The sequence below is a fragment of the Actinoplanes sp. CA-142083 genome, from assembly GCF_050942195.1.
In the GTDB taxonomy this organism is placed as follows: domain Bacteria; phylum Actinomycetota; class Actinomycetes; order Mycobacteriales; family Micromonosporaceae; genus Actinoplanes.
In genome coordinates this window covers 2,237,085-2,263,635 of sequence record NZ_CP192076.1, presented here as the reverse complement: position 1 = coordinate 2,263,635, position 26,551 = coordinate 2,237,085, and the positions used below count along the sequence as shown (strand labels likewise).

27 protein-coding genes are annotated in these 26,551 nt (G+C 70.6%); 15 read left to right on the top strand and 12 right to left on the bottom strand.

What is annotated here, in order from left to right:
- Nucleotides 1-33: 33 nt before the first annotated feature.
- From ACQPZX_RS10780 to ACQPZX_RS10765, 4 genes are all read left to right on the top strand, one after another.
- Nucleotides 34-1,821, top strand: a complete 1,788-nt coding sequence (locus ACQPZX_RS10780) for a glycosyltransferase family 4 protein (protein ID WP_433377938.1) — start codon at nucleotides 34-36, stop codon at nucleotides 1,819-1,821.
- 147 nt (nucleotides 1,822-1,968) lie between these two features.
- Entirely contained in the window at nucleotides 1,969-4,740 is a 2,772-nt protein-coding gene (gene acnA, locus ACQPZX_RS10775; RefSeq protein WP_433377936.1) for an aconitate hydratase AcnA, read from the top strand.
- Between the two features lie 62 nt (nucleotides 4,741-4,802).
- Nucleotides 4,803-5,348: a PadR family transcriptional regulator gene (locus ACQPZX_RS10770; RefSeq protein WP_433377933.1), complete on the top strand. Its 546-nt coding sequence runs from the start codon at nucleotides 4,803-4,805 to the stop codon at nucleotides 5,346-5,348.
- A 7-nt stretch (nucleotides 5,349-5,355) separates the two neighbouring features.
- A complete protein-coding gene (locus ACQPZX_RS10765; RefSeq protein ID WP_433377930.1) occupies nucleotides 5,356-6,795 on the top strand; it encodes an MFS transporter in 1,440 nt (479 codons plus the stop codon).
- A gap of 230 nt (nucleotides 6,796-7,025) precedes the next feature.
- Here ACQPZX_RS10765 and ACQPZX_RS10760 read toward each other — a convergent pair whose 3' ends face one another.
- A complete protein-coding gene (locus tag ACQPZX_RS10760; protein ID WP_433377927.1) occupies nucleotides 7,026-7,874 on the bottom strand; it encodes an aminoglycoside phosphotransferase family protein in 849 nt (282 codons plus the stop codon).
- A 62-nt stretch (nucleotides 7,875-7,936) separates the two neighbouring features.
- On the opposite strand from ACQPZX_RS10760, the gene ACQPZX_RS10755 reads away from it, so the two are divergent.
- Nucleotides 7,937-8,182, top strand: a complete 246-nt coding sequence (locus ACQPZX_RS10755; protein WP_433377924.1) for a DUF2630 family protein — start codon at nucleotides 7,937-7,939, stop codon at nucleotides 8,180-8,182.
- A gap of 89 nt (nucleotides 8,183-8,271) precedes the next feature.
- Here ACQPZX_RS10755 and ACQPZX_RS10750 read toward each other — a convergent pair whose 3' ends face one another.
- On the bottom strand, nucleotides 8,272-9,189 hold the full coding sequence (locus ACQPZX_RS10750; protein WP_433377922.1) for a serine protein kinase RIO: 918 nt from the start codon (nucleotides 9,187-9,189) through the stop codon (nucleotides 8,272-8,274).
- A 139-nt stretch (nucleotides 9,190-9,328) separates the two neighbouring features.
- On the bottom strand, nucleotides 9,329-9,976 hold the full coding sequence (locus ACQPZX_RS10745; protein ID WP_433377919.1) for an HAD family hydrolase: 648 nt from the start codon (nucleotides 9,974-9,976) through the stop codon (nucleotides 9,329-9,331).
- A gap of 165 nt (nucleotides 9,977-10,141) precedes the next feature.
- Between ACQPZX_RS10745 and ACQPZX_RS10740 the strand changes: the two genes are divergently transcribed.
- Genes ACQPZX_RS10740 through ACQPZX_RS10725 form a run of 4 tightly spaced genes read left to right on the top strand, consistent with a single transcriptional unit; the run spans nucleotide 10,142 to nucleotide 12,968 of the window.
- Complete coding sequence (locus tag ACQPZX_RS10740) at nucleotides 10,142-10,738, top strand: TetR/AcrR family transcriptional regulator (RefSeq protein ID WP_433377916.1); 597 nt, start codon at nucleotides 10,142-10,144, stop codon at nucleotides 10,736-10,738.
- Between the two features lie 4 nt (nucleotides 10,739-10,742).
- Nucleotides 10,743-11,651, top strand: coding sequence for a TIGR04222 domain-containing membrane protein (locus ACQPZX_RS10735; RefSeq protein ID WP_433377914.1), 909 nt, complete (start codon nucleotides 10,743-10,745; stop codon nucleotides 11,649-11,651).
- Nucleotides 11,644-12,480: a DUF692 domain-containing protein gene (locus ACQPZX_RS10730; protein WP_433377911.1), complete on the top strand. Its 837-nt coding sequence runs from the start codon at nucleotides 11,644-11,646 to the stop codon at nucleotides 12,478-12,480. The genes ACQPZX_RS10735 and ACQPZX_RS10730 overlap by 8 nt, the downstream gene beginning before the upstream one ends.
- Nucleotides 12,477-12,968 (top strand): hypothetical protein, encoded by a 492-nt coding sequence (locus ACQPZX_RS10725; protein ID WP_433377908.1) that lies wholly within the window; start codon nucleotides 12,477-12,479, stop codon nucleotides 12,966-12,968. The genes ACQPZX_RS10730 and ACQPZX_RS10725 overlap by 4 nt, the downstream gene beginning before the upstream one ends.
- A gap of 8 nt (nucleotides 12,969-12,976) precedes the next feature.
- Here ACQPZX_RS10725 and ACQPZX_RS10720 read toward each other — a convergent pair whose 3' ends face one another.
- The gene (locus ACQPZX_RS10720; protein ID WP_433377905.1) at nucleotides 12,977-13,342 is read right to left on the bottom strand and encodes a nuclear transport factor 2 family protein; all 366 of its coding nucleotides are present in this window, start codon (nucleotides 13,340-13,342) and stop codon (nucleotides 12,977-12,979) included.
- Between the two features lie 133 nt (nucleotides 13,343-13,475).
- On the opposite strand from ACQPZX_RS10720, the gene ACQPZX_RS10715 reads away from it, so the two are divergent.
- From ACQPZX_RS10715 to ACQPZX_RS10700, 4 genes are read left to right on the top strand one after another with little or no spacing between them, the layout of a single operon-like run.
- Nucleotides 13,476-14,222 carry a helix-turn-helix domain-containing protein gene (locus tag ACQPZX_RS10715; RefSeq protein WP_433377902.1) on the top strand — a complete coding sequence of 249 codons (747 nt, stop codon included), beginning with the start codon at nucleotides 13,476-13,478 and terminating at the stop codon, nucleotides 14,220-14,222.
- 10 nt (nucleotides 14,223-14,232) lie between these two features.
- On the top strand, nucleotides 14,233-14,988 hold the full coding sequence (locus tag ACQPZX_RS10710; protein ID WP_433377899.1) for an SDR family oxidoreductase: 756 nt from the start codon (nucleotides 14,233-14,235) through the stop codon (nucleotides 14,986-14,988).
- On the top strand, nucleotides 14,978-15,553 hold the full coding sequence (mug, locus tag ACQPZX_RS10705) for a G/U mismatch-specific DNA glycosylase (protein ID WP_433377896.1): 576 nt from the start codon (nucleotides 14,978-14,980) through the stop codon (nucleotides 15,551-15,553). Before ACQPZX_RS10710 ends, mug begins: the two co-directional genes overlap by 11 nt.
- 6 nt (nucleotides 15,554-15,559) lie before the next feature.
- A complete protein-coding gene (locus ACQPZX_RS10700) occupies nucleotides 15,560-16,117 on the top strand; it encodes a TIGR03086 family metal-binding protein (RefSeq protein ID WP_433377893.1) in 558 nt (185 codons plus the stop codon).
- 923 nt (nucleotides 16,118-17,040) lie between these two features.
- Here ACQPZX_RS10700 and ACQPZX_RS10695 read toward each other — a convergent pair.
- The 4 genes from ACQPZX_RS10695 to ACQPZX_RS10680 all read right to left on the bottom strand — a co-directional run bounded on the left by ACQPZX_RS10695 (nucleotide 17,041) and on the right by ACQPZX_RS10680 (nucleotide 22,162).
- Entirely contained in the window at nucleotides 17,041-18,975 is a 1,935-nt protein-coding gene (locus tag ACQPZX_RS10695; protein ID WP_433385178.1) for an ABC transporter ATP-binding protein, read from the bottom strand.
- Nucleotides 18,976-19,073: 98 nt separating this feature from the next.
- Nucleotides 19,074-19,874: an enoyl-CoA hydratase/isomerase family protein gene (locus ACQPZX_RS10690; protein ID WP_433377890.1), complete on the bottom strand. Its 801-nt coding sequence runs from the start codon at nucleotides 19,872-19,874 to the stop codon at nucleotides 19,074-19,076.
- A complete protein-coding gene (locus ACQPZX_RS10685) occupies nucleotides 19,871-20,098 on the bottom strand; it encodes a helix-turn-helix domain-containing protein (RefSeq protein WP_014441759.1) in 228 nt (75 codons plus the stop codon). Before ACQPZX_RS10685 ends, ACQPZX_RS10690 begins: the two co-directional genes overlap by 4 nt.
- A gap of 459 nt (nucleotides 20,099-20,557) precedes the next feature.
- Nucleotides 20,558-22,162 (bottom strand): ABC-F family ATP-binding cassette domain-containing protein, encoded by a 1,605-nt coding sequence (locus tag ACQPZX_RS10680; RefSeq protein ID WP_433377884.1) that lies wholly within the window; start codon nucleotides 22,160-22,162, stop codon nucleotides 20,558-20,560.
- Nucleotides 22,163-22,360: 198 nt separating this feature from the next.
- Between ACQPZX_RS10680 and ypfJ the strand changes: the two genes are divergently transcribed.
- Nucleotides 22,361-23,296 carry a KPN_02809 family neutral zinc metallopeptidase gene (ypfJ, locus tag ACQPZX_RS10675; RefSeq protein ID WP_433377881.1) on the top strand — a complete coding sequence of 312 codons (936 nt, stop codon included), beginning with the start codon at nucleotides 22,361-22,363 and terminating at the stop codon, nucleotides 23,294-23,296.
- Here the strand turns inward: ypfJ and ACQPZX_RS10670 are convergent.
- Entirely contained in the window at nucleotides 23,293-23,925 is a 633-nt protein-coding gene (locus ACQPZX_RS10670) for an acVLRF1 family peptidyl-tRNA hydrolase (protein ID WP_433377878.1), read from the bottom strand. The genes ypfJ and ACQPZX_RS10670 overlap by 4 nt on opposite strands.
- A gap of 32 nt (nucleotides 23,926-23,957) precedes the next feature.
- On the opposite strand from ACQPZX_RS10670, the gene ACQPZX_RS10665 reads away from it, so the two are divergent.
- A complete protein-coding gene (locus ACQPZX_RS10665) occupies nucleotides 23,958-24,635 on the top strand; it encodes a DNA alkylation repair protein (RefSeq protein WP_433377875.1) in 678 nt (225 codons plus the stop codon).
- A gap of 13 nt (nucleotides 24,636-24,648) precedes the next feature.
- On the opposite strand, the gene ACQPZX_RS10660 is transcribed toward ACQPZX_RS10665, so the two are convergent.
- The 3 genes from ACQPZX_RS10660 to ACQPZX_RS10650 all read right to left on the bottom strand — a co-directional run bounded on the left by ACQPZX_RS10660 (nucleotide 24,649) and on the right by ACQPZX_RS10650 (nucleotide 26,410).
- A complete protein-coding gene (locus ACQPZX_RS10660; protein WP_433377872.1) occupies nucleotides 24,649-25,275 on the bottom strand; it encodes a transposase in 627 nt (208 codons plus the stop codon).
- Entirely contained in the window at nucleotides 25,185-25,673 is a 489-nt protein-coding gene (locus ACQPZX_RS10655) for a winged helix-turn-helix domain-containing protein (RefSeq protein WP_433377869.1), read from the bottom strand. Before ACQPZX_RS10655 ends, ACQPZX_RS10660 begins: the two co-directional genes overlap by 91 nt.
- A 146-nt stretch (nucleotides 25,674-25,819) precedes the next feature.
- Nucleotides 25,820-26,410 carry a LysE family transporter gene (locus tag ACQPZX_RS10650; RefSeq protein WP_433377866.1) on the bottom strand — a complete coding sequence of 197 codons (591 nt, stop codon included), beginning with the start codon at nucleotides 26,408-26,410 and terminating at the stop codon, nucleotides 25,820-25,822.
- Nucleotides 26,411-26,551: the final 141 nt, after the last annotated feature.

Genomic DNA, 26,551 nt, shown 5'->3' with positions numbered 1-26,551 from the left:
GCCCGTGTACCCCCGGACGGCACGGCGATAAACATGAAGGTGCTATTCCTGATCAACGATGCCTTTGGCATCGGCGGAACGATCAAGACGACGTTCAATCTGGGCGCCGCGCTGGCGGCACGTGGCCACGAGATCGAGATCTTGAGCACCGTACGCCGCCGCGACGTGCCGAAACTCCCGGTGGATCCCGCGATCCGGCTGATGTCGCTGGTCGAGACCCGGACGGCTCACCCCGATGCCGTGGCCGACGCGCCCGGCCGCGGGGAGCCACCGCGGGTCTATCCGAAATCGGACTTCCGCGCCGCCGACTACGACCGGTACATCGAGGACCGTTACCGCTCCTACCTGCGCGCTTCCGACGCCGACGTGATCATCGCGACCCGCCCGGGCCTGATCGCCTACCTGTCCGAGTTCGCGTCAAGATCAAAGATCAAGATCGGTCAGGAGCATCTTGTACGGGGTCAGCACCGTGCCGCCCTCCGCGAGCAGATGCCGCGTTACCTCCGCGGGCTCGACGCCTTCGTCACCGTGTCGAGACGCGATGCCGACGACTACCGCGAGAACGTGCGCTTACGGCGTACCAAATTGGCTTTTATCCCTAACGGCATCCCCGCGCCCGGCGTGCCCCCTTCGGACGGGCGGGCGAAGCTCGTCGTCGCCGCCGGCCGTCTCGTCCGGAGCAAGCGTTACGACCTGCTGTTGCACGCGTTCACCAAGGTCGTCGCGAAGCGGCCGGACTGGCAGCTGCGGATCTACGGCGACGGCAAGGAGGCGCCGGCGCTGCGGGCTCTGGTGCTCGAGCTCGGGCTGCACAATCACGTGCGGATGATGGGGCAGATCGCGCCGATCGAGCCGGAATGGGCGAAAGGGTCGATCGCCGCCGTCGCGTCCGACCGCGAGCCGTTCGGGATGACGCTGGTCGAGGCGATGCGCTGCGGGGTGCCGGTGGTCAGCACGGACGCGCCGCACGGGCCCGGCGAGATCCTCCGGGACGGCGAGGACGGCCTGCTCACGCCCGTCGGCGATCCGGACGCGATGGGCGACGCGCTGTTGCGCCTGATCAACGACGAAGATCTGCGCCGGCGGATGGGCGCGGCCGCTTTGTCGAATTCCGCGCGCTATGACCCGTCGATCGTGGCTGAGCAGTACGAGGAGCTGTTCACCGAAATTTCCGGCAAAAAGCGGCGGCCGCTTCTACCGGCGCGGCGGCGCGACCCGGTCGCGGTGCTCGGACCGGCGCCGTCGGTGACGCTGCCGATGCTGGACTGGGACGGGATCGCGGCCCTGCCCGACGATGTGCAGATTTTTCCGGATAAGAGGGTGCGCAAGGTCGACGGCACCCCTGTCCTCGCCGGACTCCGCGACACCCGCCATCTCGTCGACGGCCCGATCGGCGCGCGGATCCAGCTCCCCTTCCGCGACGAGGACGGCACGCTGGCGGTCCATGTCTGGGACCAGCCGGTCTACGCCGAGGTCGGCGACGTCGACGCCGACACGGACGGCATCCACCTGACCGGCCGCCTCTACGGCGCCCACTTCGAGACCCCGGCGCTGGCGGCCACCGACGGCGCCACCACCCACGAACTCCCGGTGATCGCCGACGGCGCGACCTTCCGCGTCACGGTCCCGGCCCTCCCGCCCGGCGAATGGACCTTCCGGCTGCGCCATGCCGCCACGGCCGACGCCGTGACCCTGGGAAGATTCCGGGACGACATCGTCGACAAGCGGACCGCGTTCGTGCTCCCGCCGGCCACGATCGGCGACGTCACGCTGCATCCGGCGTACACGGAGAGCAACGAATTCGCGGTCCGCGCGACATGACGACCCCACCTTGCGTGCGCTTACAAGACGGACGTACGGTTTACGGGAAACGTGAACCGAGAGTTAGGTTCGCCTAACTCCGGGAGCGCCCTAGCCGGTGCGAAAGACTGACTCTGACTTCCAGTCGCTGGGTGTGAAGGAGATGACGTGGCCAGCCTCGACACCTTTGGTGCGAAGAGCGAGCTGCGCGTCGGAGACGCGAGCTACGAGATTTTCACGATCGACAAGGTCGAGGGGCACGACCGCCTCCCCTACTCCTTGAAGATCCTCCTGGAGAACCTGCTCCGGACGGAGGACGGCGCCAACATCACCGCCGACCACATCCGGGCGCTGGGCGGGTGGGACCAGACCGCCGACCCGAGCGTGGAGATCCAGTTCACCCCGGCGCGGGTCCTGATGCAGGACTTCACCGGCGTGCCCTGCGTGGTCGACCTGGCCACCATGCGCGAGGCGGTGAAGGACCTGGGCGGCGACGCCACCAAGGTCAACCCCCTCGCCCCGGCCGAGCTGGTCATCGACCACTCGGTGATCGCCGACCTGTTCGGCCGCGAGGACGCCTTCGCGCGCAACGTGGAGCTGGAGTACCAGCGGAACCGCGAGCGCTACCAGTTCCTGCGCTGGGGCCAGACCGCGTTCAACGAGTTCAAAGTCGTCCCGCCCGGCACCGGCATCGTGCACCAGGTCAACATCGAATACCTCGCTCGCACGATCATGGAGCGCAACGGGCAGGCGTACCCCGACACGGTCGTCGGCACCGACTCGCACACCACGATGGTCAACGGCCTGGGCGTGCTGGGCTGGGGCGTCGGCGGCATCGAGGCCGAGGCCGCCATGCTCGGCCAGCCGGTCAGCATGCTGATCCCGCGGGTCGTCGGCTTCAAGCTCTCCGGTGAGATGCCGGCCGGCACCACCGCGACCGACCTGGTCCTCACGATCACCGAGATGCTCCGCGAGCACGGCGTGGTGTCGAAGTTCGTCGAGTTCTACGGCCCCGGCGTGAGCGCCGTGCCGCTGGCCAACCGGGCCACCATCGGCAACATGTCGCCGGAGTACGGCTCGACCGTCGCGATCTTCCCGATCGACGACGAGACCATCAAGTACCTCAAGCTGACCGGCCGCAGCGAGCAGCAGGTCGCGCTGGTCGAGGCGTACGCGAAGCGCCAGGGCCTCTGGCTCGACGCGAACGCGGAGCCCGACTACTCGGAGAAGCTCGAGCTCGACCTGTCGACGATCGTCCCGTCGCTGGCCGGCCCGAAGCGCCCGCAGGACCGCGTCCCGCTGAACAACGCCAAGCCGATGTTCCGCGAGGCCCTCACCAACTACGTGCAGGCCTCGGGCCACGCCGACGAGGCGAGCGAGGAGTCGTTCCCGGCGTCCGACTCCCCCGCCAACGCCGTGCAGGACGAGACCGACAAGCCGCATGTGTTCTCGGCGGCCAACGGCGCCGAGGGCCGCTCGTCCAACCCGGTCCGGGTGACCGACGAGAACGGCGTCGAGTTCGAGCTCGACCACGGCGCGGTCGTGATCGCCGCGATCACCTCCTGCACCAACACGTCCAACCCGCAGGTCATGATCGGCGCGGCGCTGCTGGCGAAAAACGCCGTCGACCGCGGCCTGACCCGCAAGCCGTGGGTCAAGACGACGCTCGCGCCGGGTTCCAAGGTCGTCATGGACTACTACGACCGGGCCGGCCTGACGCCCTACCTGGACAAGCTCGGCTTCAACCTGGTCGGCTACGGCTGCACGACCTGCATCGGCAACTCCGGGCCGCTGCCCGAGGCGATCTCCGCCGCGATCAACGAGGAGGACCTGACCGCGGTCAGCGTGCTCTCCGGCAACCGCAACTTCGAGGGCCGGATCAACCCGGACGTCAAGATGAACTACCTGGCGTCGCCGCCGCTGGTGGTGGCGTACGCGCTGGCCGGCACGATGGACCTGGACATCACGTCGGAGCCGCTCGGCACCGGCAGCGACGGCCAGCCGGTCTACCTCAACGACATCTGGCCGAGCGCCAAGGAGATCGACGACGTCATCGCGAACGCGATCGGCGCGTCGGGCTTCTCGTCGGCGTATTCGGACGTCTTCGCGGGCGACGAGCGCTGGCAGTCGCTGCCCACCCCCGAGGGACAGACCTTCGAGTGGGCCGACGACTCCACGTACGTCCGGAAGCCCCCGTACTTCGAGGGCATGGCGGCCCAGCCGTCCCCGGTGAACGACATCTCCGGCGCCCGGGTGCTGGCGAAACTCGGCGACTCGGTCACCACCGACCACATCTCGCCGGCCAGCTCGATCAAGCAGGACTCCCCGGCGGGCAAGTACCTGGCCGAGCACGGCGTGCCGCGCCACGAGTTCAACAGCTATGGCTCCCGCCGCGGCAACCACGAGGTCATGATCCGCGGCACGTTCGCCAACATCCGGCTGCGCAACCAGCTGGTCCCCGGCGTCGAGGGCGGTTTCACGGTCAACCACCTGACCGGCGACCAGACCACCATCTACGACGCGTCGGTGGCCTACCAGGAGGCGGGCGTCCCGCTGGTCATCCTGGCCGGCAAGGAGTACGGCTCGGGCTCGTCGCGGGACTGGGCGGCCAAGGGCACCATGCTGCTGGGCGTGCGCGCGGTCATCGCCGAGAGCTACGAGCGCATCCACCGCTCCAACCTGATCGGCATGGGCGTGCTGCCGCTGCAGTTCCCGCCCAAGACCAACGCCGAGTCGCTGGGCCTGACCGGCACCGAGACCTTCACCATCACGGGCGTCACGGCGCTCAACGACGGCGAGATCCCGGGCACCGTCACGGTCCGCACCGACACCGGCGTCGAGTTCGAGGCGGACGTCCGCATCGACACCCCCGGCGAGGCGGACTACTACCGCCACGGCGGCATCCTCCAGTTCGTGCTGCGCAAGATGCTGCACAGCTGACCTCGCAAGATCGCCCCGCCGGTGCTCACCGGCGGGGCGATTTTTGACATTCCTAGTCCAGCGTGACCTATGTCAGACTGGACTACATGTATATGGACATCGTGATCCTCAGCCACCTCCAGCGCGGCCCGGTCCATGGCTACGAGCTCAAACGCAAGGTCGCCGCCACCACCGCGTACGCGTTGCACAACAACACGCTGTATCCGGCGTTGCGCCGCTTCGAGGAGTCCGGCGCCGTCACCAAGACCGCCGAGGCTCAGGAGGGCCGGCCGCCCAAACACGTCTACGAGCTGACCGAGCTGGGCCGCGAGCTCCTGCACGACATGCTCGCCGACCTGACCCCCGCGCTGGCCGCCGACGAGCCCGAGTTCCTCACCCGCGTCGGCCAGTTCGAGCAGCTCACCCCCTCCGAGAGGCATGGGGTGCTCGCGGCCCGGGCCGAGGCCCTCCGCGCGCAGCGGACACACCTGCGGGAGCTGGCCGGGCGCACCGCCGCGAGTCCCCGCAACCATCGCTGGGGCGGCCTCGTCGTGGCCGAGCTGACCGACCGCATCGACCGCGAGCTCGCCTGGATCGACCGGCTCGGCGCCCAGGCCGATGAGACTTAGCCCGCTCATGCAGCTCGGGCTGCTGGCCGGCCCGCTACTGACCATGGTGGACTCGTCGATCGTCAACGTCGCGGTCCCCGACATCGCCCGGGAGCTCGGCGCCGACCTGGCCACCGCGCAGTGGGTGGTGAGCGGCTACCTGCTCGCCCTGGCGGCCGGCCTGACCACGACGTCCTACCTGGCCCGCCGCTTCGGCACGATGCGCGTCTACGGTTGTTCGCTCGCGGCTTTCCTGGCGGCGTCGGCCGCCTGCGCCGCCGCCCCCGGAATCGGCGCGCTGATCGCCGCCCGGGCCGTCCAGGGCTTCACCGGCGCGCCGCTGGTTCCGCTGGCGATGAGCGTCCTGCTAGGACGCCAGGGCACGGCCCGCCGCATCCCCATCGCCGCCGGCCTGCTGTTCTTCCTCGCCCCCGCGATCGGCCCGTCCCTCGGCGGCCTGCTGATCGCGGCCGGTGGCTGGCGCTGGATCTTCCTGATCAACGTCCCGATCGGCGTCGTCGCCATGCTCGGCGTCCGCCGGCTCCCGCCCGGCGTGGCGCCCGAGGCAGCCGGCACGCAACGCGCCTTCGATGGGCGGCCCGACGCTCAGCGCGCCATCGGCAGGCGGCCCGACGCGCTGCGCGCCTTCGATGGGCGGGTCGGCCGCGCCCGCGCCGACCCGATCGGCCTGCTCCTGTTGAGTACCGGCCTGATCGGCGTCCTCTACGGCGCGAGCCGCGCCACGGCCGACGGCTGGACCGCCGGCGTCACCCTCGCCACCCTGGGCGGCGGCAGCGCGCTCCTGGTCGGGTACCTGGCGTGGGCCCAGCACGTCCCCGAGCCGGCCGTCGACCTGACGTTGCTGCGCCACGGCCGTTCCGCCCTGGCCCTCGCCCTCAGCGTGATCTCGTCGGTGGTCGCCTTCGCCGCCGTCTTCCTGCTGCCGGTCTTCACCCAGTCGGTGCAGCACCACTCCGCGTTCGCCACCGGCGTGGCGCTGCTCCCCCAGGGCCTGATCACCGGCGTCGGCACCGCCGCCGGCCAGCGCTTGAGCATCCGATACGGAGTGCGCCCCCTGGTCGTGACCGGCTTCGCGATCCTGGCCGTGGCCGGCGCGGCGCTCCTGATGCTGACCCCCGCGACGCCCTTGTGGGTCACGGCGCTGATCCTCTCGGGCCGCGCGGCCGCGATCGGCTTCGGCATCACCCCACTGCTGGCGGTGATGCTCGACCCGCTGACCGACGCCCAGCTCGCCGACGGCAACACCCTCTTCAACATCGCCCAGCGCCTGGGCGGCTCGATCGGCGTGGGCGTGCTCGGCTCACTGCTGGCGGCCCGGGCCACCCACATCGGCGCGGTGCCAGCCTTCCATGAGATAGGCCTGATCCTGACCCTCGCCGCCGCCGGCGCGGCCCTGCTCGCCCTGCGCCTCCCCCGCCACGTAGCCACCCAGCCGATCAACGCCTGACCGCCTGAACGGCGCGGCCGACCAGCCGCGACCGGGCCAGCGGGCCACCGGGCCAGCCGCCCGCCGGGCCACCGGGCCAGCCGCCCGCCGGGCCACCGGGCCAGCCGCCCGCCGGGCCACCGGGCCACCGGCCACCGGGCCACCGGGCCAGCTGCCCGCCGGCCGAGCGGGCCAGCGGGCAAGCGGGCCAGCGGGCAAGCGGGCCAGCGGTCGGTCGTGGGCTGGGCGGCTCAGCCGGTCAGCGCCTGCGTTATCTGGCGGGTTGTGGTCGCGGCCACCCATTCGTTGGTCGCGGCGTAGGAGCAATACGCGTTCAACCCCGCCGCAAGTGCCCACCCCCGGCCGCGCGCCCACGTCGCGTCGTCCACTTCCAGCGCCTCGCGGAACGCCGCTCGCGGGCCGGCCGACATCAGCGTGAACGCCATCATCATGTCCGGGGCCGGGTCGCCCACGCCGAGCCCGCCGAAGTCGATGACCGCGCTGAGCCGCCCCTCGTGGGTCAGCACGTTGCCGGTGTGGAAGTCGCCGTGGAACCAGACCGGCGGCCTGTCCCACTTCGGCGCGGCCAGGGCCGCCTCCCACACGGCGGTCAGGCCGGCTGGGTCGAAGACGTTTCCGGCCTGGGCTATCGACGCCCTCGTGGCAGCGTCACGGTCGGCGAGCGACTCCGGCTCGACCGCCGGCGCGCCGTCGCGGGGAAACCGCTGCAACGCCGCCAGGAAGCCGGCGAGTTCGACCGCGGCTGGGACCGACGAACCCCACTCGGAGACCGTCGCCACCTTGCCCGGCATCCACCGCGAGACCGCCCACGGCCACGGATAGCCGAAGTCGGGCCGGCCGACCGCGACCGGCTCGGGAATCGCCAGCGGCAGGTGCGGCGCGAGCCGGGGCAGCCACCGCAGCTCCTTCTCGGCCTGTCCGATGGCGCCGTCGTGCCGGGGCATCCGGACCGTCAGCTCGTCGCCCAAGCGGTGGATCAGGTGGTCGGACCCACCCGGCTCGACCGGGCGCAGCGGCAAACCGGCCCATTCCGGGAACTGGGTGTCGACCAAGCGCCGTACGAGCGCGCTGGTGAGCATGACCATAACCTCCGAGCGAGTCCGGGGGCCGCGAACCGGCGGCGGATGAATAGGCTTCGGGAATGGATGACAAGAATGTGCTGGACCGGATCCACGGTCTGGTCGATGAGGAGCACAAGCTGCGCCAGCAGCTGAGCAAGGGCGAGATCTCCTCGAACGAGGAGCATGCCCGGCTCAAGGACCTGGAAGAGGCCCTGGACCAGTGCTGGGACCTGCTCCGCCGGCGCCGGGCCGCCCGCGAGGTGGGCAACGACCCGAACGCCGAGCAGGCCCACGGCGTCAACGAGGTCGAGGGCTACCTGCAGTAGTGCGGCCCGGCCGCGGCCGCCTCGTACTGGGCGGCCGCGGGCCTGGGCGCGTACGGCGGGTCATCGCGGGCCGCCCGGCTGCAAAAAGGTCATCGCAGGCCCGCCTCGTGCAGCAGGCGGTCCAGCAGGTCGTCGGCGTCGACCCGCAAGCCGCGCTGGGTGAACCACGCGGCCACATTGCGTACGTCGCGGGCGATGAAGTCGCCGCCCTGCGGGTTGGCCACCACATCGACCACCTGTGGCAGGTCGATGAGCACGAGCGTGCCCTCGTGCACCAGCGTGTTGTACGGCGACAGGTCGCCGTGCGCCACCTGCGCGCGGGCCAGCACCGACAGCGCGTCGGTCATCTGCCGCCACAGGTCGGCCAGCTCGCCGGGATCGGCCCGGACCTGGGCGAGCCGGGGCGCGGCCTCGCCGCTGTCCCAGTCGCCGATGAATTCCAGCATCAGCTCGGTGCCGATCAGCTGCACCGGGTAGGGCACCCGAACCAGGCCGCTGGCCTGCCCGACCTGCCACAGCCGGCCTAGCGCGTCGAACTCGGCCGCCGCCCACTGCCCGGCAATCATCTCTTTGCCGAACGAGGTGCGGTTGTTCATCGCCCGCATCTCGCGGGAGCGGCGGACCCGCCGGCCCTCGAGGTAGCCGGCGTCGCGGTGGAACAGCCGGTGGTCGCCGTCGCGGTAGCGCTTGGCGGCCAGCATGCTGACCTTGTCGGTGTCGGGAATGTGCCGGCGGACCAGGAAGACGTCGGCTTCCTTGCCGGTTTTGAGCATGCCCAGCTCGTCGTCGACCGCGGCGTGCTCGGTGCGGACCCAGTCGGGTCGCGGCACAGGGCCGTGCAGGGCACCGTCCCAGCTGGACCAGTTGTCACCGGCCTCGGGAAGGTCGGGCTCTTCGGAAAGGCGGGGCTCGAGGCGACCGCGTTTCAGGAAGTCGGGCTCGTCGTCGTCGAACTTGCGTCGGCCCTTGCGCATGGTCGCGGGGCCGAAAGAGTCGTGCTCTCGCACTGGAGGGTCTCCTCGGAGAAAGAAGGAAGGAAGAAGATCTGGACAGCAGGCATCACAAAGACGGCCATGTGGTCCACCCCCCTCTTTCTCGTAGGAACTGGCACAGCTTGCCCGAGCCCTGGAAGAACCCGCAACCGATTTATTGAGCAGCCATGATCGCGGACAAACCCTGGATCACATTGCCCACCACACGGGTGGGCGCGAACCGGTTGTCGACCCAATCCCGCCCGCGGTGCAGCCACACGCTGGGCAGCCCCATCGCGGCAGCCCCGCCGATGTCGGCCTCGGGGCTGTCGCCCACCACCCAGGCCCCGCCCAGCCGCATACGCACCCGCTGCGCGGCCAGCGCGAAGATCCGCGGGTTGGGCTTGCTGACGCCGGCCTGCTCCGAGATCACCCAGTCGGCGACGTAGCGGTCCAGACCGGTACGGCGGATCCGGCTGTCCTGGATCTCGGATTGCCCGTTGGTGACCACGACCGGCACGAGCCCCGCGTCGCCGGCGATCTGCAGCGCGCAGCCGACCAGCGGGTCGAGCTTCTCGAACGCCAGCGGACCCTCGTGCAGCTCCTCGAGCAGATCGATGGTCGGGACGTTGAGCTGGTAGCGGTCGCGGATGAGATCGGCCAGATCCCACCGCCCGGTCAGCCCGTCCGCATCAACGGAGAGTAACCAGTCCAAGTCGTCCTGTGGCGCCCCGATCTCATCGAGGAATCCCTTTGCCCACAGCCTGAAGGCACCGCTGCGGTCGAGCAGGGTGTCGTCGAGAGCGATCAGGACAAGAGGCACCCGCGCACTTTACGTGAGCTAGGGCGTAAGCGAACAGTCCAGGACTGTTAACAACTTCCGGGCCGGATGGCGAAATTTGCATCATCCGGTCATAGCCTCGACCGCCGTTGACAAGACGTACGTACGGATTGCAGAGCGAACCGCCTGCGTGACACGATCCAAGGCGTGCCCAGAGTAAGCCAGGACCAGCTCGAGGCGCGACGCCATGAGATCCTCGCGGCGGCGCGTGACTGCTTCGCGCGGTTCGGTTATGAGGGCGCCACGGTCCGCCGCCTGGAGGATGCCACCGGCCTGTCCCGTGGCGCGATTTTCCACCATTTTCGCGACAAGGAGTCGCTGTTCCTCGCCGTGGCCGAGGACGACGCGGCCGCCATGGTCGAGACCGTGGCGCGCAACGGCCTCGTCCAGGTGATGCGCGACCTGCTGGAGCGGGCCGGCGGCAGCGAGGGCGACACGGCCGGCTGGCTCGGCACCCAGCTCGAGGTCTCCCGCCGGCTGCGCACCGACCCGGCGTTCGCCAAGCGCTGGGCCGAGCGTTCCGCGGCCATCGCCGACGCCACCCGCGACCGCCTCCAGCGCCAGCGCGAGGCCGGGGTGCTGCGCGACGACGTACCTGTGGAAGTCCTCACCCAGTTCCTCGAGCTCGCCTACGACGGCCTCGTCCTGCACCTCGCCACCGGCCGCCCGCCGGGCGAGCTGAGCCGGGTCCTTGACCTGGTGGAAGAGGCAGTGCGACGGCACTCGACAGCGTCTGCACAATGAGGCCATGGAGGACACCTGGGGGATTCCTGGCCCGACTTTCATCGTCGGGTACGTCATCGCGCTGATCGCGATCGCGATCATCGCCGCGGTCAGCCGCAAGGCCCTCTTCCGGGGCGACCGCAACGCCCGGGTCGACGACCTCGGCCCGCAGCAGATCGCCTACCTCAACGGCGGCGACAAGCTCGCCGTCTACTCCTCTATCGGCGGCCTGCGCGCCGCCGGCGTTCTCGGCACCGGCGCCGGGAAGACGCTCGTCCAGACCGGGTCCGTCCCGTCCGGCGTCACCCCGCTCGACTCCGCCGTCCACCACGCCGCCGGCAACCGGGCCCGCACCGCATCGCTTCTCGACGACCAGTGGGTGCGCTCGGCCCTCGACGACCTGCGGGCCGGCCTCGAGCGCCGCGGTCTCGCCGTCTCCCGCGACACGATCAAGCAGGCCCGGTTGTGGGGCTGGGCGGCCGGCGCGCTCGCCCTGATCGGGGTTTTCCGGTTCTTCGCCGGCATCGCGAACGACAAGCCGGTCGGTTTCCTCTTCCCCGCAGTCGGCGCCGCGATCTTCATGACCATCGTGCTGGCCCGCACCAAGCGCGTCGCCACCACCGCGGCGATCACCGGTCTGCGGCAGTTGCGCGTGCAGCACGGTTATCTCGCCCCGCAGCAGTCCCCGGCGTACGCGACCTATGGCGCGTCGGGGGCGGCGATGGGTGTGGCGCTGTTCGGGGCCGCCTCGCTCTACGCGATGGACCCGGCGTTCGCGGCCGAGGCCGAGATCCAGCGGATCGCCGCGGGTGGTCTCTCCAGCGGGTCGACCGGCACCGCCGGCAGCAGCTGTGGAAGCAGCAGTTCCTGCAGCGGTGGGAGCTCGTGCGGCGGCGGAAGCTCGTGCGGCGGGGGTGGTGGTTGCGGTGGCTGATGACGCGTACGGGGTGGGCATCGGCTGGCGCCCCGAGATCTCCGGTTTCGTCGCCGGCCTGCCCGGCCTGCGCTTCGCCGAGGTCGTCGCCGAGTCCGTGCACGCGCACGGCGACCTGCCCGAGGGCCTGCCCCAGCTGCTCGACCGCGGCGTGGCGGTCGTGCCGCACGGGGTGCGCCTGTCGCTGGGCGGCGCCGAGCCGGTCGAGCCGGAGCGGGTCGCCCACCTGGCCGCGGTCGCCGAGCGGCTGGGCGCGCCGCTGGTCAGCGAGCACATCGCGTTCGTGCGGGCGGCCGGCGTCGAGGCCGGCCACCTGCTGCCGATCCCGCGCTCGCGGGAGGCGATCGACGCGGTGGTCGCCAACGTCGCCCGCACCCAGCGGGAGCTGTCGGTGCCGATCGCGCTCGAGCCGATCGCGGCGCTGTTCGACTGGCCCGACAGCGAGATGTCCGAGGCCGACTTCCTCACCGAGATCCTCGACCGGACGGGCGCGCTGCTGCTGCTCGACATCGCCAACGTGTACGCGAACGCCCGCAACCGCGGCGAGGACCCGCTCGAGCTGCTCGACAAGCTGCCGCTCGACCGGGTGGCGTACGTGCACGTGGCGGGCGGCGCCGAGCATCAGGGGCTCTACCACGACACGCACACCGACGCGGTGCCGCAGGCGGTGCTCGACCTGGTCGGCGAGCTCTGCGCGCGGCACCGCCCGCCGGCGCTGATGCTGGAAAGGGACGGCGACTATCCCCCGGCCGACGAGCTTCGCGGCGAGCTGGACGCGATCGCGGCGGCTTCCGGATATCCCGCCGTCACCCGGCCGGCGGTCGCATGAGCGGGCCGCTCGGCGAGGGTGACCACCCGGGACAGCCCGGCGGCGCACCGGAGAGCCTGGCCACCCGCCAAGCCGGGCTTGTCGCCGCGTTGACTTCGGGCAAACCCGTACCCGATGGATTTGATCTTTTTAAGGTCGACGCGGCGCGAGTCGCCCTGCTGCGCAAGCGTGCCGGTGAGGTCGCGCGGCAATGGCCGATGCTGGCTGCCGCGTTCGGTGAGCGGTGGAAGCCGTCCTTTGCGGAATGGGCGGCGGCGCGCCCGACGCAGGGTTCGTTGCGGGACGGCTGGGACCTCGCGCGCGACCTGCTCTCCCGCGATGCCCTTCCGGCGACGGCGGGTGAGGAGCTGGCCGTGCGCGAGGCCCGGTGGATCTATGACGGCGCTTCCGCGCCGAGGCCGCGTCGTGGTCCGGCTGTGCGGTCCGCGTCCGGCGCCGTCGTTCTTCAAATCGCCGGCATCGTACGGGTCATCCGGCGCGCTTCCTGATCTTTTCCTCAGGCGGCGGGCACCTTGTCGAGGAAGCCGAGGACCTGCTGGATCCGGCCGTCGGCGTCGAGCTCGGCCACGTCGAACCCGACGACCAGGGCCTCGCCCGGCACCGCGCCGAGATTCCAGGTGAAGCGGGCCTGCTCGTGGTGTGCGTCGACCGCGCCACCCGGGCTGAAGGTGAGGCCGGGGAACTGCTGCTGCACGGCGCCGATCAGGCCGTCCAGGGCGTCCCGGCCGGTCACCGCGGCCAGCGGGTCGACGTAGCGGACGTCCTCGGCGAACAGGTCGTCGATCCGCTTGCGGCGGGCCGCCGCGTCGGTCTCGTTCCAGACGGCCAGGTACCGCGCCACCACGCTGTCGAAGTCGCTCATCGTCGTTTCCTTCCGGTCGTTGTGTCTTTGACGGGTTGTTTGCCGGGGACCACCGTCGCCCGTTCGCGGTAGTGGCGTCGATTACGCCGGAGGTAATGGCGATGGTTCCTCGGCGATGCCTAGGCTGCGGCGTATGGGCGACGTGGGGGTGCTGCTGCGGTCGTGGCGGACGCAGCGCCGGTTGAGCCAGCTCGAGCTGTCGTCGCGGGCCGGGGTGTCGGCGCGGCACCTGTCGTTCGTGGAGACCGGCCGGGCGCAGCCGACCCGCGACATGATCCTGCGGCTCGCCTCGCGGCTGGACGTGCCTCTGCGCGGGCAGAACGAGTTGCTGCTGGCGGGCGGGTTCGCGCCGGCCTGGGCCGAGTCGTCGCTGGGCGGCTCGGCGCTCGCCGACGTGCTGTCGTCGCTGCGGGACGTTCTCGAGGGCCACTCGCCCTATCCCGCGGTGCTGATCGACCGGCACTGGACGATGATCGACGCCAACGCCGCGGTGTCGGCGCTGCTTGAGGGCTGCGCGCCCGAGCTGCTCGAGCCGCCGGTCAACGTGCTGCGGCTCTCGCTGCATCCGTCGGGGATGGCGCCGCGCATCCGCAACCTCGCCGAGTGGCGCACCCACGTGCTGCACCGGCTCGATGAACAGGCCGCCCACACCGCCGATCCCGTGCTGCGCGAGCTGCACGCGGAGCTGTCGGCCTATCCCGGCGGTCTGGTGGCCGAGCGCCCCGGCGGGCTCGTGGTGCCGCTGCGCTTCGACGACCTCTCGTTCTTCAGCATCACGTCGATGCTGGGCACGCCGCTCGACGTAACGCTCGCCGAGCTCGCCATCGAGTCGTTCCTCCCGGCCGACGCCGCCACCGCCGCCGCCCTGCGTCACGGCTAGGGTCGGAGCCATGGATCTCGGACTCGACGGTCGCGTGTACATCGTCACCGGTGGTTCGCGGGGGCTGGGCTTCGCCACCGCGCAGGCGCTCGTCGCGGACGGGGCGAAGGTGTTGCTGTCCTCGCGCTCCGCTTCCCATGTCGACGCGGCCGCCTCCGGTCTCGGCCCGTCCGCCGCCGGTGTGGCCGCCGACCTGACCGACCCCGAGACCCCCGGCCTGCTGGTCCGCGAGGCGCAGTCCCGCTTCGGCCGCCTCGACGGCGCGTTCGTCTCGGTCGGCGGGCCGCCCATGGGCACCGCCGCCGGCGTGACCGACGAGCAATGGCGGTCGGCGTTCGAGACGGTGTTCCTGGGTTCGCTGCGCGCCATGCGCACCTTCGCCGCGGCGCTGTCCGAGGGCGGCGCGATCGGCATCGTGCTGTCCACCTCGGTGAAGACTCCGCTGACCAACTTGGGCCTGTCCAACGGCTTCCGCCCCGGCCTGGCGATGGCCGCGAAGGACATGGCCGACGAGTACGGGCCGCGCGGCATCCGCGTCTTCGGCCTGCTCCCCGGCCGCATCCTGACCGACCGCAACCGCGAACTGTTCGCCGCCACCGGCGACGCCGCAACGGCCTCGGCCCGCACCGCCGAGACGATCCCGCTGCGCCGCATCGGCGAGCCGGAGGAGTTCGGCAAGGTGGCGGCGTTCGCCCTCTCCCCGGCGGCGAGCTATCTGACCGGTTTGGTCATCCCCGTGGACGGCGGTGCTCTGCGTGCCCTCTGAGCGCCGCCCCTCCCCAGCCGAGGTGGCGGCTGCCGCCGGACGCACCATTCCCGACCTCGTCGGGCCTGGCTTGCGGGTGCTGTTCTCCGGCATCAACCCGAGCCTCTACTCCGCCGCGACCGGCCACCACTTCGCCCGGCCCGGCAACCGCTTCTGGCCCGCCCTGCACCTCTCCGGCTTCACCCCGCGGCTGCTGCACCCGTCGGAGCAGTTCGGCCTGCCCGCGATGGGCCTCGGCATCACCAACGTGGTGGCCCGCGCGACCGCACGGGCTGACGAGCTCTCCGCCGCCGAGCTGGTCGAGGGCGGCGAGATCCTGACCGCGCTGGCGGACCGGTGGCGCCCGCGTTACCTGGCCGTCCTGGGCGTGACCGCCTACCGCACCGCCTTCGCCCGCCGCACCGCCGCGATCGGTCCACAGGAGGAGACGATCGGCGGCGTGCCGGTGTGGGTGCTGCCCAACCCGAGCGGCCTCAACGCACATTTCCAGCTCGACGGCCTCGCGACCGAGTTCGCCCGCCTGCTGGCCGCCGTCGATGCTGTGGATCCTGCTCCGCTACCGTGACGGGTCATGACGACCAGGATCAGCGACTTGCTGGCTGCCGCCGCCGAGCGGACCGTGCCGGTGGTCAGTGGCATCGAGGACGGCCAGCTCCACAATCCCACCCCGTGCACCGAGTACCAGGTCCGCGACCTGCTGAACCACCTCTTCCACGGCGTGGTCAACTTCCAGGCGCTGGCCGCGAAACAGCCCGTCGACTGGTCCGCCACCCCCGACTTCCTCGAGGGCGACTGGCGTTCCCGCTTCGCCGACGAGACCCGCAAGATGGTGGAGGCCTGGTCCGACCCGGCCGCCATCGAGGGTGACAACCCCGCCATGGGCATGCCGCAGGAGGTCGTGGCCAACCTGGCGCTGGTCGACCTGACCGTCCACGGCTGGGACCTTTCCGAGGGCACCGGCCAGCCCTACACGCCGTCCCCCGAGGTAGTAGCCGCCATCGGCCCGTTCACCGAGCAGATGGCTCCCACGGGCCGCGAGATGGGCGCTTTCGCCGAGATGACCGACTTCCCACCCGACGCCGACGACTTCGTCCGCCTGCTGGCCCACACCGGCCGCAAGGCCCCCTGACCCGTTCACCCGTCGCGCTTTCCGGTGACCGGTCCGGGCTGCCATGCCCCAGGGCGTGCGTGCCTGACGCAGGCGCCGCCCCGTTGCGGTGCGCGGACTCATCAATGCGGGCTGCCCTGCGCCACCTCGATGTAGTCGTTCCCCGCGCGATCCCGCAATGTGGCAGGCCTTCTCAGTCGTCAGGACCGCTTCCCACTCACTGGCGGCGCGTCTCACCCGCCGACCAGCCTGTCCACATTGCGAGACATCCGCCGGATATATCCGTTAAGTCGACCAGAAGTTGATCGAGACCGTCGAAGCCTGATGACTTGCGGTGCGCGCGAGACCGCAAGTCATCAAGATCGGCGCACAGCGAGGCAAGCGGCGAGCGCCGCGGTTCCCGCGGACGCGGACGCCGGGGCCGGTGCCGAGCGACCGCAACCGACCGCACACGCAACCGACTGCGCATGCAACCGACCGCAACCGACCGCACCGACCGCACACGCAACCGACCGCAACCGGCCGCACCGACCGCACACGCAACCGACCGCAACCGGCCGCACCGACCGCGACGAGGCACACGCCGGGCCATGGCAGCCCAGATCAGCCATCGAAAGCCCGGCACCGGATCGGATCCCCTGCCCATCCGGCGTGCAACGGCCGAGAGGTGGGCAGACCCGGACGGCGGACGGCAACGGGCGGCCGAGCGACGCGAGCGACGCAGGCCGGCGAGCAACGCAGGCCGGCGAGCAACGCAGGCCGGCGAGCAACGCGGGCGGGCGGGCGACGCGGGCGAGCAACGCGGGCGGGCGACGCGGGCGAGCAACGCGGGCGAGCGACGCGGGCGAGCAACGCGGGCGAGCGACGCGGGCGAGCGACGCGGGCGGGCGGGCGAGCGACGCGGGCGAGCGACGCGGGCGACGCGGGCGAGCGACGCAGATGGGTCAGGGCTCGATCGAGCCGGCCGGGACGGTCACAATCTCGATGTCGGTCTCCTCGTAGGGTGGGGCCTCCGGCGAAGCCGCGACCGCGAACTGCGTGCGGTACAACTCCGCGTACAGGCCGCCGGCCGCCACCAGCTCCTCGTGGCGGCCGCGCTCGACGATCCGGCCCTGGTCGAGGACCAGGATCTGGTCGGCGTCGCGGACGGTGGAGAGGCGGTGGGCGATCACCAGCGCCGTCCGGCCCTGCAGCGCCGCCGACAAGGCTCGCTGCACGGCCGCCTCCGACTCGGAGTCGAGGTGGGCGGTGGCCTCGTCCATGATGACGATCGACGGGTGCTTGAGGAGCAGGCGGGCGATCGCTATGCGCTGCTTCTCGCCGCCGGAGAAGCGGTAACCCCGCTCCCCCACGACCGTGTCCAAGCCGTCGGGCAGGGCGTGCACGAGGTCGGCGACCTGTGCGCCCGTGAGCGCCGCCCACATCTCGTCCTCGGTGGCGCCGGGCTTCGCGTAGCGCAGGTTTTCCGCGATGGTCTCGTGGAACAAGTGCGAGTCCTGGGTGACCACACCGATCGTGTCGCGCAGCGAGCCCAGCGTCGCGTCGCGCACGTCGACCCCGCCGACCAGCACCGCGCCCTCGGTGACGTCGTAGACGCGGGACACCAGCATCGATGTCGTCGACTTGCCGGCGCCGGAGGGCCCGACCAGCGCGACCATCTGCCCGGGCTCGACGGTGAAGTCGACGCCCTTGAGCACCGGCTCGGATTCCGTGCGGTCGAGGGTGGTCACGTCCTCTAGGGTCGCCAGCGACACCTCGCTCGCGCTGGGATAGCGGAAGTGCACGTCGCGGAACTCGACCCGTCCCGCACCCTCGGGGATGTCGACCGCCCCGGGCTTCTCGGAGATGCCGGGCTCGAGGTCGAGCACCTCGAAGACCCGGTCGAAGGAGACCAGCGCGCTCATCACGTCGACCCGCACGTTGCTCAGCGCGGTGAGCGGCCCGTACAGCCGGGTCAGCAGCAACGCGAGGGTGACCACAGTGCCGGCCGTGACCGAGCCGGTGACCGCGAGCCAGCCGCCGAGCCCGTACGTCAGGGCCTGGGCGAGCGAGGCGACCAGCAGCATCGCCACGAAGAAGGTGCGCGAGAACATCGCCTGCTGCACCCCGATGTCGCGGACGCGGGTGGCGCGCGAGGCGAAGTGCGCGGCCTCGTCGTCGGGGCGGCCGAACAGCTTGACCAGCAGCGCGCCCGAGACGTTGAACCGCTCGGTCATCGTCGCGTTCATCTTGGCGTCGAGGTTGTACGACTCGCGGGTGATCTCGGCGAGCCGCTTGCCGACCCGGCGGGCCGGGATGATGAAGACCGGCAGCAGGGCGAGCGACAGCGCCGTGATCTGCCAGGACAGGCTGAACATGACGGCGGCCGTGAGCACGAGCTGGATGACGTTGCTGACCACGCCGGACAGCGTCGAGGTGAAGGCCCGCTGGGCGCCCATCACGTCGTTGTTGAGCCGGCTGACCAGGGCGCCCGTCTGGGTACGGGTGAAGAACTGCAGTGGCATGCGCTGGACGTGGTCGTACACCCGGGTGCGCAGGTCGAGGATGATGCCCTCGCCTATGCGGGCCGAGTACCACCTCTGGGCGAGCGAGAGCAGCGCGTCGACGACCGCGAGCACCGCGATGGCCAGGGCGAGCCGGATGACCACGCCGGCCGCGTCGTCGCCCCCGCCGGTGATCGCGTTGACCACGTGACCGGCGAGCAGCGGGGTGGCCACGCCGATGAGGGCGTCGAAGACCACGGTGATCAGGAACACCGCGATGTCGCGGCGGTAGGGACGGGCGAAGCGCAGGATCCGGCGGGTCGTGCCGCGGGTGAGGCGGTGCTGGGTGACCCGATCGGAATTCTGGATCGAGCGCAACATGCTCCAGCTCGACATGGCTGGTGAGGGGCCCATCGGTTCACCTCCCGGGCTGTCTTTTCGGCGGGCAGGTGACACTATGCCCGGCGGGTACGACAACCCGGGACGGCTTCGATTTACTCCCCGGTGCCGAGGAGGTCGCGAATGCGGCGCGTCTGCGCCTCGCGCTCGGTGCGGTCCTGCTCGGCATAAGATCGCTGCCCGATCCCGCTGAACAGGCCCTTTATCTCGGGAACCGCGCCGTCCGGAGCATTCAGAATGGCCGCCGAAAGATCGGAAACGGCGCCTTCCAGCTCGGCGGCGGGCACCACCGCGGTCGCCAGGCCGATCCGGTCGGCCTCGTCGGCGGGGATGCGACGCCCCGTGACGCAGATCTCCAGCGCACGGGACGGGCCGACCAGCTCGGACAGCCGTTTGGTGCCGCCCAGATCGGGCACGAGGCCGAGCGTCACCTCCGCCATCGAGAACCGCGCATCGTCCGCGAGAACGCGCATGTCGCAGTTCAGAGCGAGCTGGAATCCGGCGCCGATGGCATGTCCGCGCACCGCGGCGATCGTCACGATCGATGGGTTACGCAACCAGGTGAACGCGGACTGGAAGCCGGCAATGCGATCCGCGCACTCCGACGGCGACAACTGTGCAAGAGTGGTGAGAGAAGAATCGCCGGCGCCGCGCGCGACCGACAGATCCAGGCCTGCGGAAAACGCGCGTCCCTCGCCACGCACAATGACGACTCGCACGTCGCCCGGTAATTTCCGTGAAATGTTCGCGAGCTCGGCCCACATCGCAGGAGTCTGCGCATTGAGCACCTCGGGCCGGCACAACGTCACCGTTGCGACCGGCCCGTCCAGGTCGTAGCGAACTCCCGCCTCGTCGGCAGGAACGGCACTACCGGGCTCGGCGTTGTCCGGCGTCACGCCTTCTTGCGCCGGCGAGCGCCGCCGCGCTGGCGGAGCTGAACGCCCGACTCGGTGAGCACGCGGTGCACGAATCCGTAGGAACGTCCGGTCGATGCCGCGAGCGCGCGAATGCTCTCGCCGGAGGTGTAACGCTTGACCAGATCCTTAGCCAGTGACTGGCGCTCGCTGCCGACGATTCGGCGACCCTTCTCAGTGCTGGTGGCTGTGCCCGTGGCTGCCATGTTGAATCCTCACGTCCCAGACTGTGCGGTTCGATACGGTCCCACCTATTAGACCGCCTCCAACGATCATGCGCTAGGTATCCTGGCTTAGCCAACGTGCCCATTTAGCACTGTCAGGAACTTGACGCTGACCACCGGCATCAATGTCAGACACTTAACAGACGTTAGGCGGAAGTCTTTTCCGACCACCTGGTAGGTAGCCGGGCCACACCGCCCAAGACCATCGATCACCTGCGGAAACACTCGATCGAGGACCCAGAGTGACGGGACATGACGCACCGTCGATGTAACGAACACGCACCGCCGTGATCGCAAGTGTGCCAACTTTGCCGCGCCCGGGTCGATGTCCGGGGTGCCCGCAAACGCCCGAACGTCGCACTGTCTGTGTGGGCACCAGTTGACAACTGGCGATCGTTCGGGCATCGGCTGACTCGATTCAGCCCGGAGGAAAGCCGCGATTCAGGCGAGCTCGACCAGCTCCAGCAGGTCGTCGCTCCACGCGTCCTCGTCGCCGTCGGGCAGCAGGATCGCGCGGTCGGGCTTGAGCGCCTGCACCGCCCCCGCGTCGTGGGTGACCAGAACGATCGCGCCGGGGTAGTTGGCGATCGCGTCCAGCACCTGCTCGCGGCTGATCGGGTCGAGGTTGTTGGTGGGCTCGTCGAGCAGCAGCACGTTGGCGCCCGAGCAGACCAGCGTGGCCAGGGCCAGCCGGGTCTTCTCGCCGCCGGAGAGCACGCCGGCCGGCTTGTCCACGTCGTCGCCGGAGAACAGGAACGCGCCAAGGATCTTGCGCAGGTCGGTGTCGGTCTGGTCGGCGGCGGCGCTGCGCATGTGCTCGAGGATCGTGCGATCGACGTCGAGCGTCTCGTGCTCCTGGGCGTAGTAGCCCAGCCGCAGGCCGTGCCCCGGCCGGACCTCGCCGGTGTCCGGGGTGAGCAGGCCGCCGAGGATGCGCAGCAGCGTGGTCTTGCCGGCGCCGTTGAGGCCGAGGATGGCGACCCGGGAGCCGCGGTCGACGGCGACATCGACGTCCGTGAAGATCTCCAAGCTTCCGTACGACTTCGACAGCCCCGACGCGGTGAGCGGGGTCTTGCCGCACGGCGCCGGGTTCGGGAAGCGCACCTTGGCCACCTTGTCGGAGACGCGGGTCTCCTCCAGGCCGCCGAGCAGCTTCTCGGCCCGGCGGGCCATGTTCTGCGCCGCCACGGTCTTGGTCGCCTTGGCCCGCATCTTGTCGGCCTGGGCCATCAGGGCGCCGGCCTTCTTCTCCGCGTTGGCCCGCTCGCGGCGCCGCCGGCGCTCGTCGGTCTCGCGCTGCTCGAGGTACTTCTTCCAGCCGACGTTGTAGATGTCGACCACCGAGCGGTTGGCGTCGAGGTACCACACCTTGTTGACCGCGGCCTCGAGCAGCTCGACGTCGTGGCTGATCACCACGAGGCCGCCCTTGTGCTGCGCCATGTAGCCGCGCAGCCAGGCGATCGAGTCCTGGTCGAGGTGGTTGGTGGGCTCGTCGAGCAGCAGGATGCCCTTGCCGTTCTGCCCCGAGTCGGCGAACAGGATGCGGGCGAGCTCGATGCGGCGGCGCTGACCGCCGGAGAGGGTGCCGATGGTCTGAGCGAGGGCCCGGTCGGGCAGGCCCAGGTTGGCGCAGATGCGGGCGGCTTCGGCCTCGGCGGCGTAGCCACCCAGGGCGGCGAACCGGTCCTCGAGGTTGCCGTAGCGGCGGACCAGCTTCTCGTCGGCGCTCTCCTCGAGCTCGATCTCGAGTTTCTGCATCTCGGCGAGGATGGCGTCGAGCCCGCGGGCGGACAGCACCCGGTCGCGGCCGGTGACGTTCAGGTCGCCCGTACGCGGATCCTGCGGAAGGTAACCCACCTCGCTGGTGCGATCGACGGCGCCGGTGTAGGGGCTGCCCTCGCCGGCCAGCACCTTGAGGGTCGTGGTCTTGCCGGCGCCGTTGCGGCCGACCAGGCCGATCCGGTCGCCGGGCTGCACCCGCAGGGTGACCGGGGAAAGCAGGATCCGGGCGCCGGCACGCAGTTCTAGTCCGGTGGCGGTGATCATCTGAAAGCTCGCTCTCGGGAGGGAAAGGCTGACTCCGGGCACACGTAGGCGCCGGCCACCTAGTGGTCGGCGCGGGGCAGGTCAGCCTTCGCAGAGCAGCACTCCGCCATACTACCGGGCGTGCGGTAGCACCTCCCACCCGATTACCGATCAAGATCAACGGGTATCCGTGGCGCAACCCGCGTCAGTGAGGATGAGATGGAACTCAACGAGAACGCTGACATCGACACCAGTCAGGTCGAGGACCAGCGTGGGTCGGGCGGTGGCGGAGGCGGCTTCGGCGGTCTGCCCATCCCGATCGGCGGTGGCGGCATCGTCGGCCTCATCATCACCGTCGTCCTGCTCGTGGTCGGCGGATACTTCGGCGTCAACCAGCTAAGCGGCGGAGGCGGCTCCGGCGACAACACCAACATCCAGCAGGAGTGCGCCGACAAGAACACGGCGAAGACGAAGCTGGACTGCCGGAACGTGCTCTACATCAACTCCATCCAGGCGTTCTGGAAACAGGCCGAGCCCCAGTACTTCGGCAAGCAGTACCAGCCGGCCAAGACGGTGCTGTTCTCCAACCGGGTGAGCACCGGCTGCGGCGCGGCCGACTCGGGCACCGGCCCGTTCTACTGCCCGGCCGACGACCGGGTGTACATCGACCTCACCTTCTATCAGCTGCTCGCCCAGCAGCTGGGCGCGCCCGGCGAGTTCGCCCAGCCGTACGTGCTCGCCCACGAGTACGGCCACCACATCCAGGACCTGGTCGGCACCGAGGCCAAGATGCGCCGGGCCCAGCAGAGCGCGTCCTCGGAGGCGGAGCAGAACCTGCTGTCGGTGAAGCTGGAGCTGCAGGCCGACTGCTACGCCGGCGTCTGGGCCAACCACGCGACCGAGACCAAGACGTCGAGCGGCCAGCCGATCTTCAAGAGCATCACCGACCAGGACATCCAGCAGGGCCTGGACACCGCCAAGCAGATCGGCGACGACACCCTGCAGCAGCGGTCCGGCCAGCAGATCAACCCGGCCGAGTTCACCCACGGCACCTCGGCCGACCGGCAGAAGTGGTTCAAGGCCGGCTTCGACTCGGGCGATCCGGTCAAGGCCTGCGACACCTTCGCGGCGGGCGCGGTGAAGGAAGGCGATTAAGGCTGCTTCACCAGCACTGACACGGCCCGGGCCCCGGCGATCGCGGACACCAGCACCGCGTGCCGGGGCTCGGGCACGTCCAGGAACCGTTCGGCGCGCAAGCTCGCGAGCGGGGCCAGGGTGGGTGCCGCGAGGACCGCGTCGACCGCGGAACGGTCACCGCCGGTGACAAGCGCGGCCATATCCCGTACGCGGGGAAGAAGAATGCGCCCCACGATGCCGGCGCCGTCGGCAGCCGCCGCTTTTGCCTGGTTGTCCCGCCGGCGCGCGAAACGCTGCTGCGACCAGCCACCCGCGGCCGTGCGCCCCTGCACGTAGTGGGTCTCCACCTTGGACGCGACCAGCTCGGCGCCCTCGGCGATGCCCACCGCGACCGCACCCTTGCGCGCGAGCAGCAACCCCAGCCGTCGCGGCGTCCGCGCCTCACGGATCAGCTCGGCCATGGTCTCCACCGGCGGCGATCCGGGCGGCGTGCGCCATTCCGCCGAGGCGCCGTCGGCCGCGATCAAGATCAGACCCTTTTCCGCGTACGGCCCGTGCCGGCTCCCGAAGTTCTCCAGCCACCGTGGCAGCCGCTCCGGCGCGACATCGACCCACTTCCCGCCGCCCGCGGCCTCGCGCTCGCCCATTCTTGTCAGACTACGGTGGCATGCTGTCGGTCGTGACGGACCTGGCAGGCACGCTCCTCACCCGGCTCGACGCCGATTTCGCCCTGCGGCGCGATCCCGAGCGCGCGGCGGCGATGGCGGCCTACATGCGCGACCAGTTCGAATATTTCGGGCTCCCGGCCCCGGCCGTCCGCGCCGTCGAGCGCTCCGCTTTCGCCGGCCTCCCCCGGCCCACCTCCGACGACCTGCGCGCCATCGCGCTGGCGTGCTGGGAGCGCGAGGAGCGCGAGTTCCAGTACGCGGCGTGCGACTACCTGCGCAAGTTCGTCGCGGTGGCCGGCCCCGAGCTCGTCCCCGTGCTGCGCACGCTGATCACGACGAAATCCTGGTGGGACACGGTCGATCCGCTGGCCACCCGGGTCACCGGCGACCTCGTCCGGGCCCACCCGGCGCTGGTCGAGACGATGGACGCCTGGTCCACCGAGGAGAACATGTGGCTGGTCCGCACGGCCCTGCTGTTCCAGCTGCACTACGGCACGGCGACCGACACCGAGCGGCTCTTCGAGTACTGCGCCCGCCAGGCCGGGCATCCCGATTTCTTCGTCCGCAAGGCCATCGGCTGGGCGCTGCGCCACTACGCCCGCACCGACCCTGCGGCGGTGCGGGCGTTCGTCGAGACGACCCCGACCCTGTCGGGGCTGTCGAGACGGGAGGCGATGAAACACCTCTAGAGACCTTTCGCGGTCAGGGTCCGGGCGGTGTTGGTGGGGATAGACCGGTTCCGGTGAGGTAGCCGTCGATCAGATGGGTGCGGTGTTGCATGCGTTTGAGGCGGTTCTTCACGGCGATGGCCAGACTGCCGGCGGTGCGGGCGGGCAGGTTCGCCAGGCTGCGTTTGAGACCTGACCAGGCTTTCTCGATGGGGTTGAGTTCGGGCGCGTAGGCGGGTAGCCGGTAGACGCGTAGCCAGGGCCGGGCGGCGATCAGGGCTTTCATCCGGGTGGAGCGGTGCGCGTTCAGGCCGTCCCAGACGAGCACGATCGGCGCCTGCAACTGCCGGTGTGCGGCGTCGAGCAGCCGGGCGAAGTCACGTTCCCGAAAGCCTTTCGGCTCGCCTTTACGGCCCCGGCCGGAGGTTTTGGTGCGGTAGATCAGCCTCGATCGGTGGCCGGGCCGGTAACAGACCAGTCCGGCCACCGAGACCCGGGCGTTGCCGGTCGCGGTGACATGCGCGATCGGGGTGACACCCTTGGGCGCCCAGGTGGCGGCTTTGTGCGGTTTTAGCGTCTGGCCGCACTCGTCGGCGAAACAGATCCAGGCGGCCCGTCGTGCGGCGACTCTTTTACCGCCGGCCACTGGTAGCGGCGCCAATGCGCGATCGCAGCCTCGTCCCGCTCGATCGCCCGGTACGACGGCAACTGGCTGGTCCAGCCGAGCCGGCGCATGGCTTCCCACGCCGTGGTGATCCCGACCCGCACGTCGAACATCGACGCGATCAACGCCACGATCCGGACCAAAGTCCACCGCTGATCCTCGCCATGGCCGGCCGCAGCGGGCCCTTGTTCCAGACGGGCCTTCAACCGGGCCAGCTGGGCGTCCGACAGCTTCGGACCCGGACCTGCCGGCCCTCGCGAAGCCAGCGCGTCGACACCGCCGGCCGCCCAGGCCCGCCGCCACTGATACGCCGACTTCGTCGACACCTCCAGCAACGCGGCGACCTCGAGCGCCGACCTGCCCTGCGCGAACAACAGCGCCGCTCGCTGCCGCACTCGCTCTCGCCGTACCCGTTCCGCCTGGTCAACGCCGCCACCGTCGCCATATCGCATGCGACCAGCAGACCCGACACCCGCCCGCCAGCACGATCACCCACAAGCGTCACAGTGGATCAGACACAGACCCCCAACCCGAAAGGTCTCTAGAGCAGGTGGATGGCGAGGATGGCGATCACCACCGCGGAGACCAGGGCGGTGATCATGCGGCCGCGCTCGCCGGTGAGCAGGCGGCCGATCAGGGAGCCGCTGCCCGCGATCAGCAGTTGCCAGCTGGCCGAGGCCAGGAAGGCGCCGATCACGAACCAGGCCCCGCCGCCCTCGCCCGACCGGCCGAGCACCAGCGCGGCGAAATAGATGACAGTGGCCGGGTTGAGCAGGGTCAGGGCCAGCACGCCGGTGAAGGCGCGCAGCGGCGTCGCCGGTCGCTCCTCGCGGGCCGCGCCCGGCTTGCGGAAGGCGCTCCGCGCGGTCAACACGGCCAGCCCGAGCAGCACCACGGCGGCGGCCCAGCGCAGCGGCGTCGCGATCGGCGCGACCAGGCCCGCGACGGCGGCGCCGCCCACGACCGCGATCAGCGCGTAGACCCCGTCGGCGGTGGCGGCGCCCATGCCGGCGGCCGCGCCGACCCGTAACGAGGTGCGGGCGCTCAGACCGGCGATCAGGACGCCGATGGCGCCCACGGGCACGGCGACGCCGTAGCCGGCGATGACGCCGGCCAGGAACGGCGCGCTCACGACAGCTGCTGGCGAACCGACCCTTCGAGGACGGGCGTCTGCTGTCGGGCGGCCCGATCGGCCGCGGCGACAGAGACGAGCGGATGCTTCAGCAGCGTGGTCATGCGGAAAGGATGGCGTCGGGGCCGCCTTGAACGCCAG

What these genes read in the sequence shown, in the direction of transcription:
- ACQPZX_RS10780 (WP_433377938.1), top strand. Translation starts at nt 34, where the DNA reads ATGAAGGTGCTATTCCTGATCAACGATGCCTTTGGCATCGGCGGAACG.
- ACQPZX_RS10765 (WP_433377930.1), top strand. Translation starts at nt 5,356, where the DNA reads ATGCAGCTCGGGCTGCTGGCCGGCCCGCTACTGACCATGGTGGACTCG.
- ACQPZX_RS10760 (WP_433377927.1), bottom strand. Translation starts at nt 7,874, where the DNA reads ATGCTCACCAGCGCGCTCGTACGGCGCTTGGTCGACACCCAGTTCCCG.
- ACQPZX_RS10755 (WP_433377924.1), top strand. Translation starts at nt 7,937, where the DNA reads ATGGATGACAAGAATGTGCTGGACCGGATCCACGGTCTGGTCGATGAG.
- ACQPZX_RS10735 (WP_433377914.1), top strand. Translation starts at nt 10,743, where the DNA reads ATGGAGGACACCTGGGGGATTCCTGGCCCGACTTTCATCGTCGGGTAC.
- ACQPZX_RS10725 (WP_433377908.1), top strand. Translation starts at nt 12,477, where the DNA reads ATGAGCGGGCCGCTCGGCGAGGGTGACCACCCGGGACAGCCCGGCGGC.
- ACQPZX_RS10720 (WP_433377905.1), bottom strand. Translation starts at nt 13,342, where the DNA reads ATGAGCGACTTCGACAGCGTGGTGGCGCGGTACCTGGCCGTCTGGAAC.
- ACQPZX_RS10715 (WP_433377902.1), top strand. Translation starts at nt 13,476, where the DNA reads ATGGGCGACGTGGGGGTGCTGCTGCGGTCGTGGCGGACGCAGCGCCGG.
- ACQPZX_RS10710 (WP_433377899.1), top strand. Translation starts at nt 14,233, where the DNA reads ATGGATCTCGGACTCGACGGTCGCGTGTACATCGTCACCGGTGGTTCG.
- ACQPZX_RS10700 (WP_433377893.1), top strand. Translation starts at nt 15,560, where the DNA reads ATGACGACCAGGATCAGCGACTTGCTGGCTGCCGCCGCCGAGCGGACC.
- ACQPZX_RS10695 (WP_433385178.1), bottom strand. Translation starts at nt 18,975, where the DNA reads ATGTCGAGCTGGAGCATGTTGCGCTCGATCCAGAATTCCGATCGGGTC.
- ACQPZX_RS10685 (WP_014441759.1), bottom strand. Translation starts at nt 20,098, where the DNA reads ATGGCAGCCACGGGCACAGCCACCAGCACTGAGAAGGGTCGCCGAATC.
- ACQPZX_RS10680 (WP_433377884.1), bottom strand. Translation starts at nt 22,162, where the DNA reads ATGATCACCGCCACCGGACTAGAACTGCGTGCCGGCGCCCGGATCCTG.
- ypfJ (WP_433377881.1), top strand. Translation starts at nt 22,361, where the DNA reads ATGGAACTCAACGAGAACGCTGACATCGACACCAGTCAGGTCGAGGAC.
- ACQPZX_RS10670 (WP_433377878.1), bottom strand. Translation starts at nt 23,925, where the DNA reads ATGGGCGAGCGCGAGGCCGCGGGCGGCGGGAAGTGGGTCGATGTCGCG.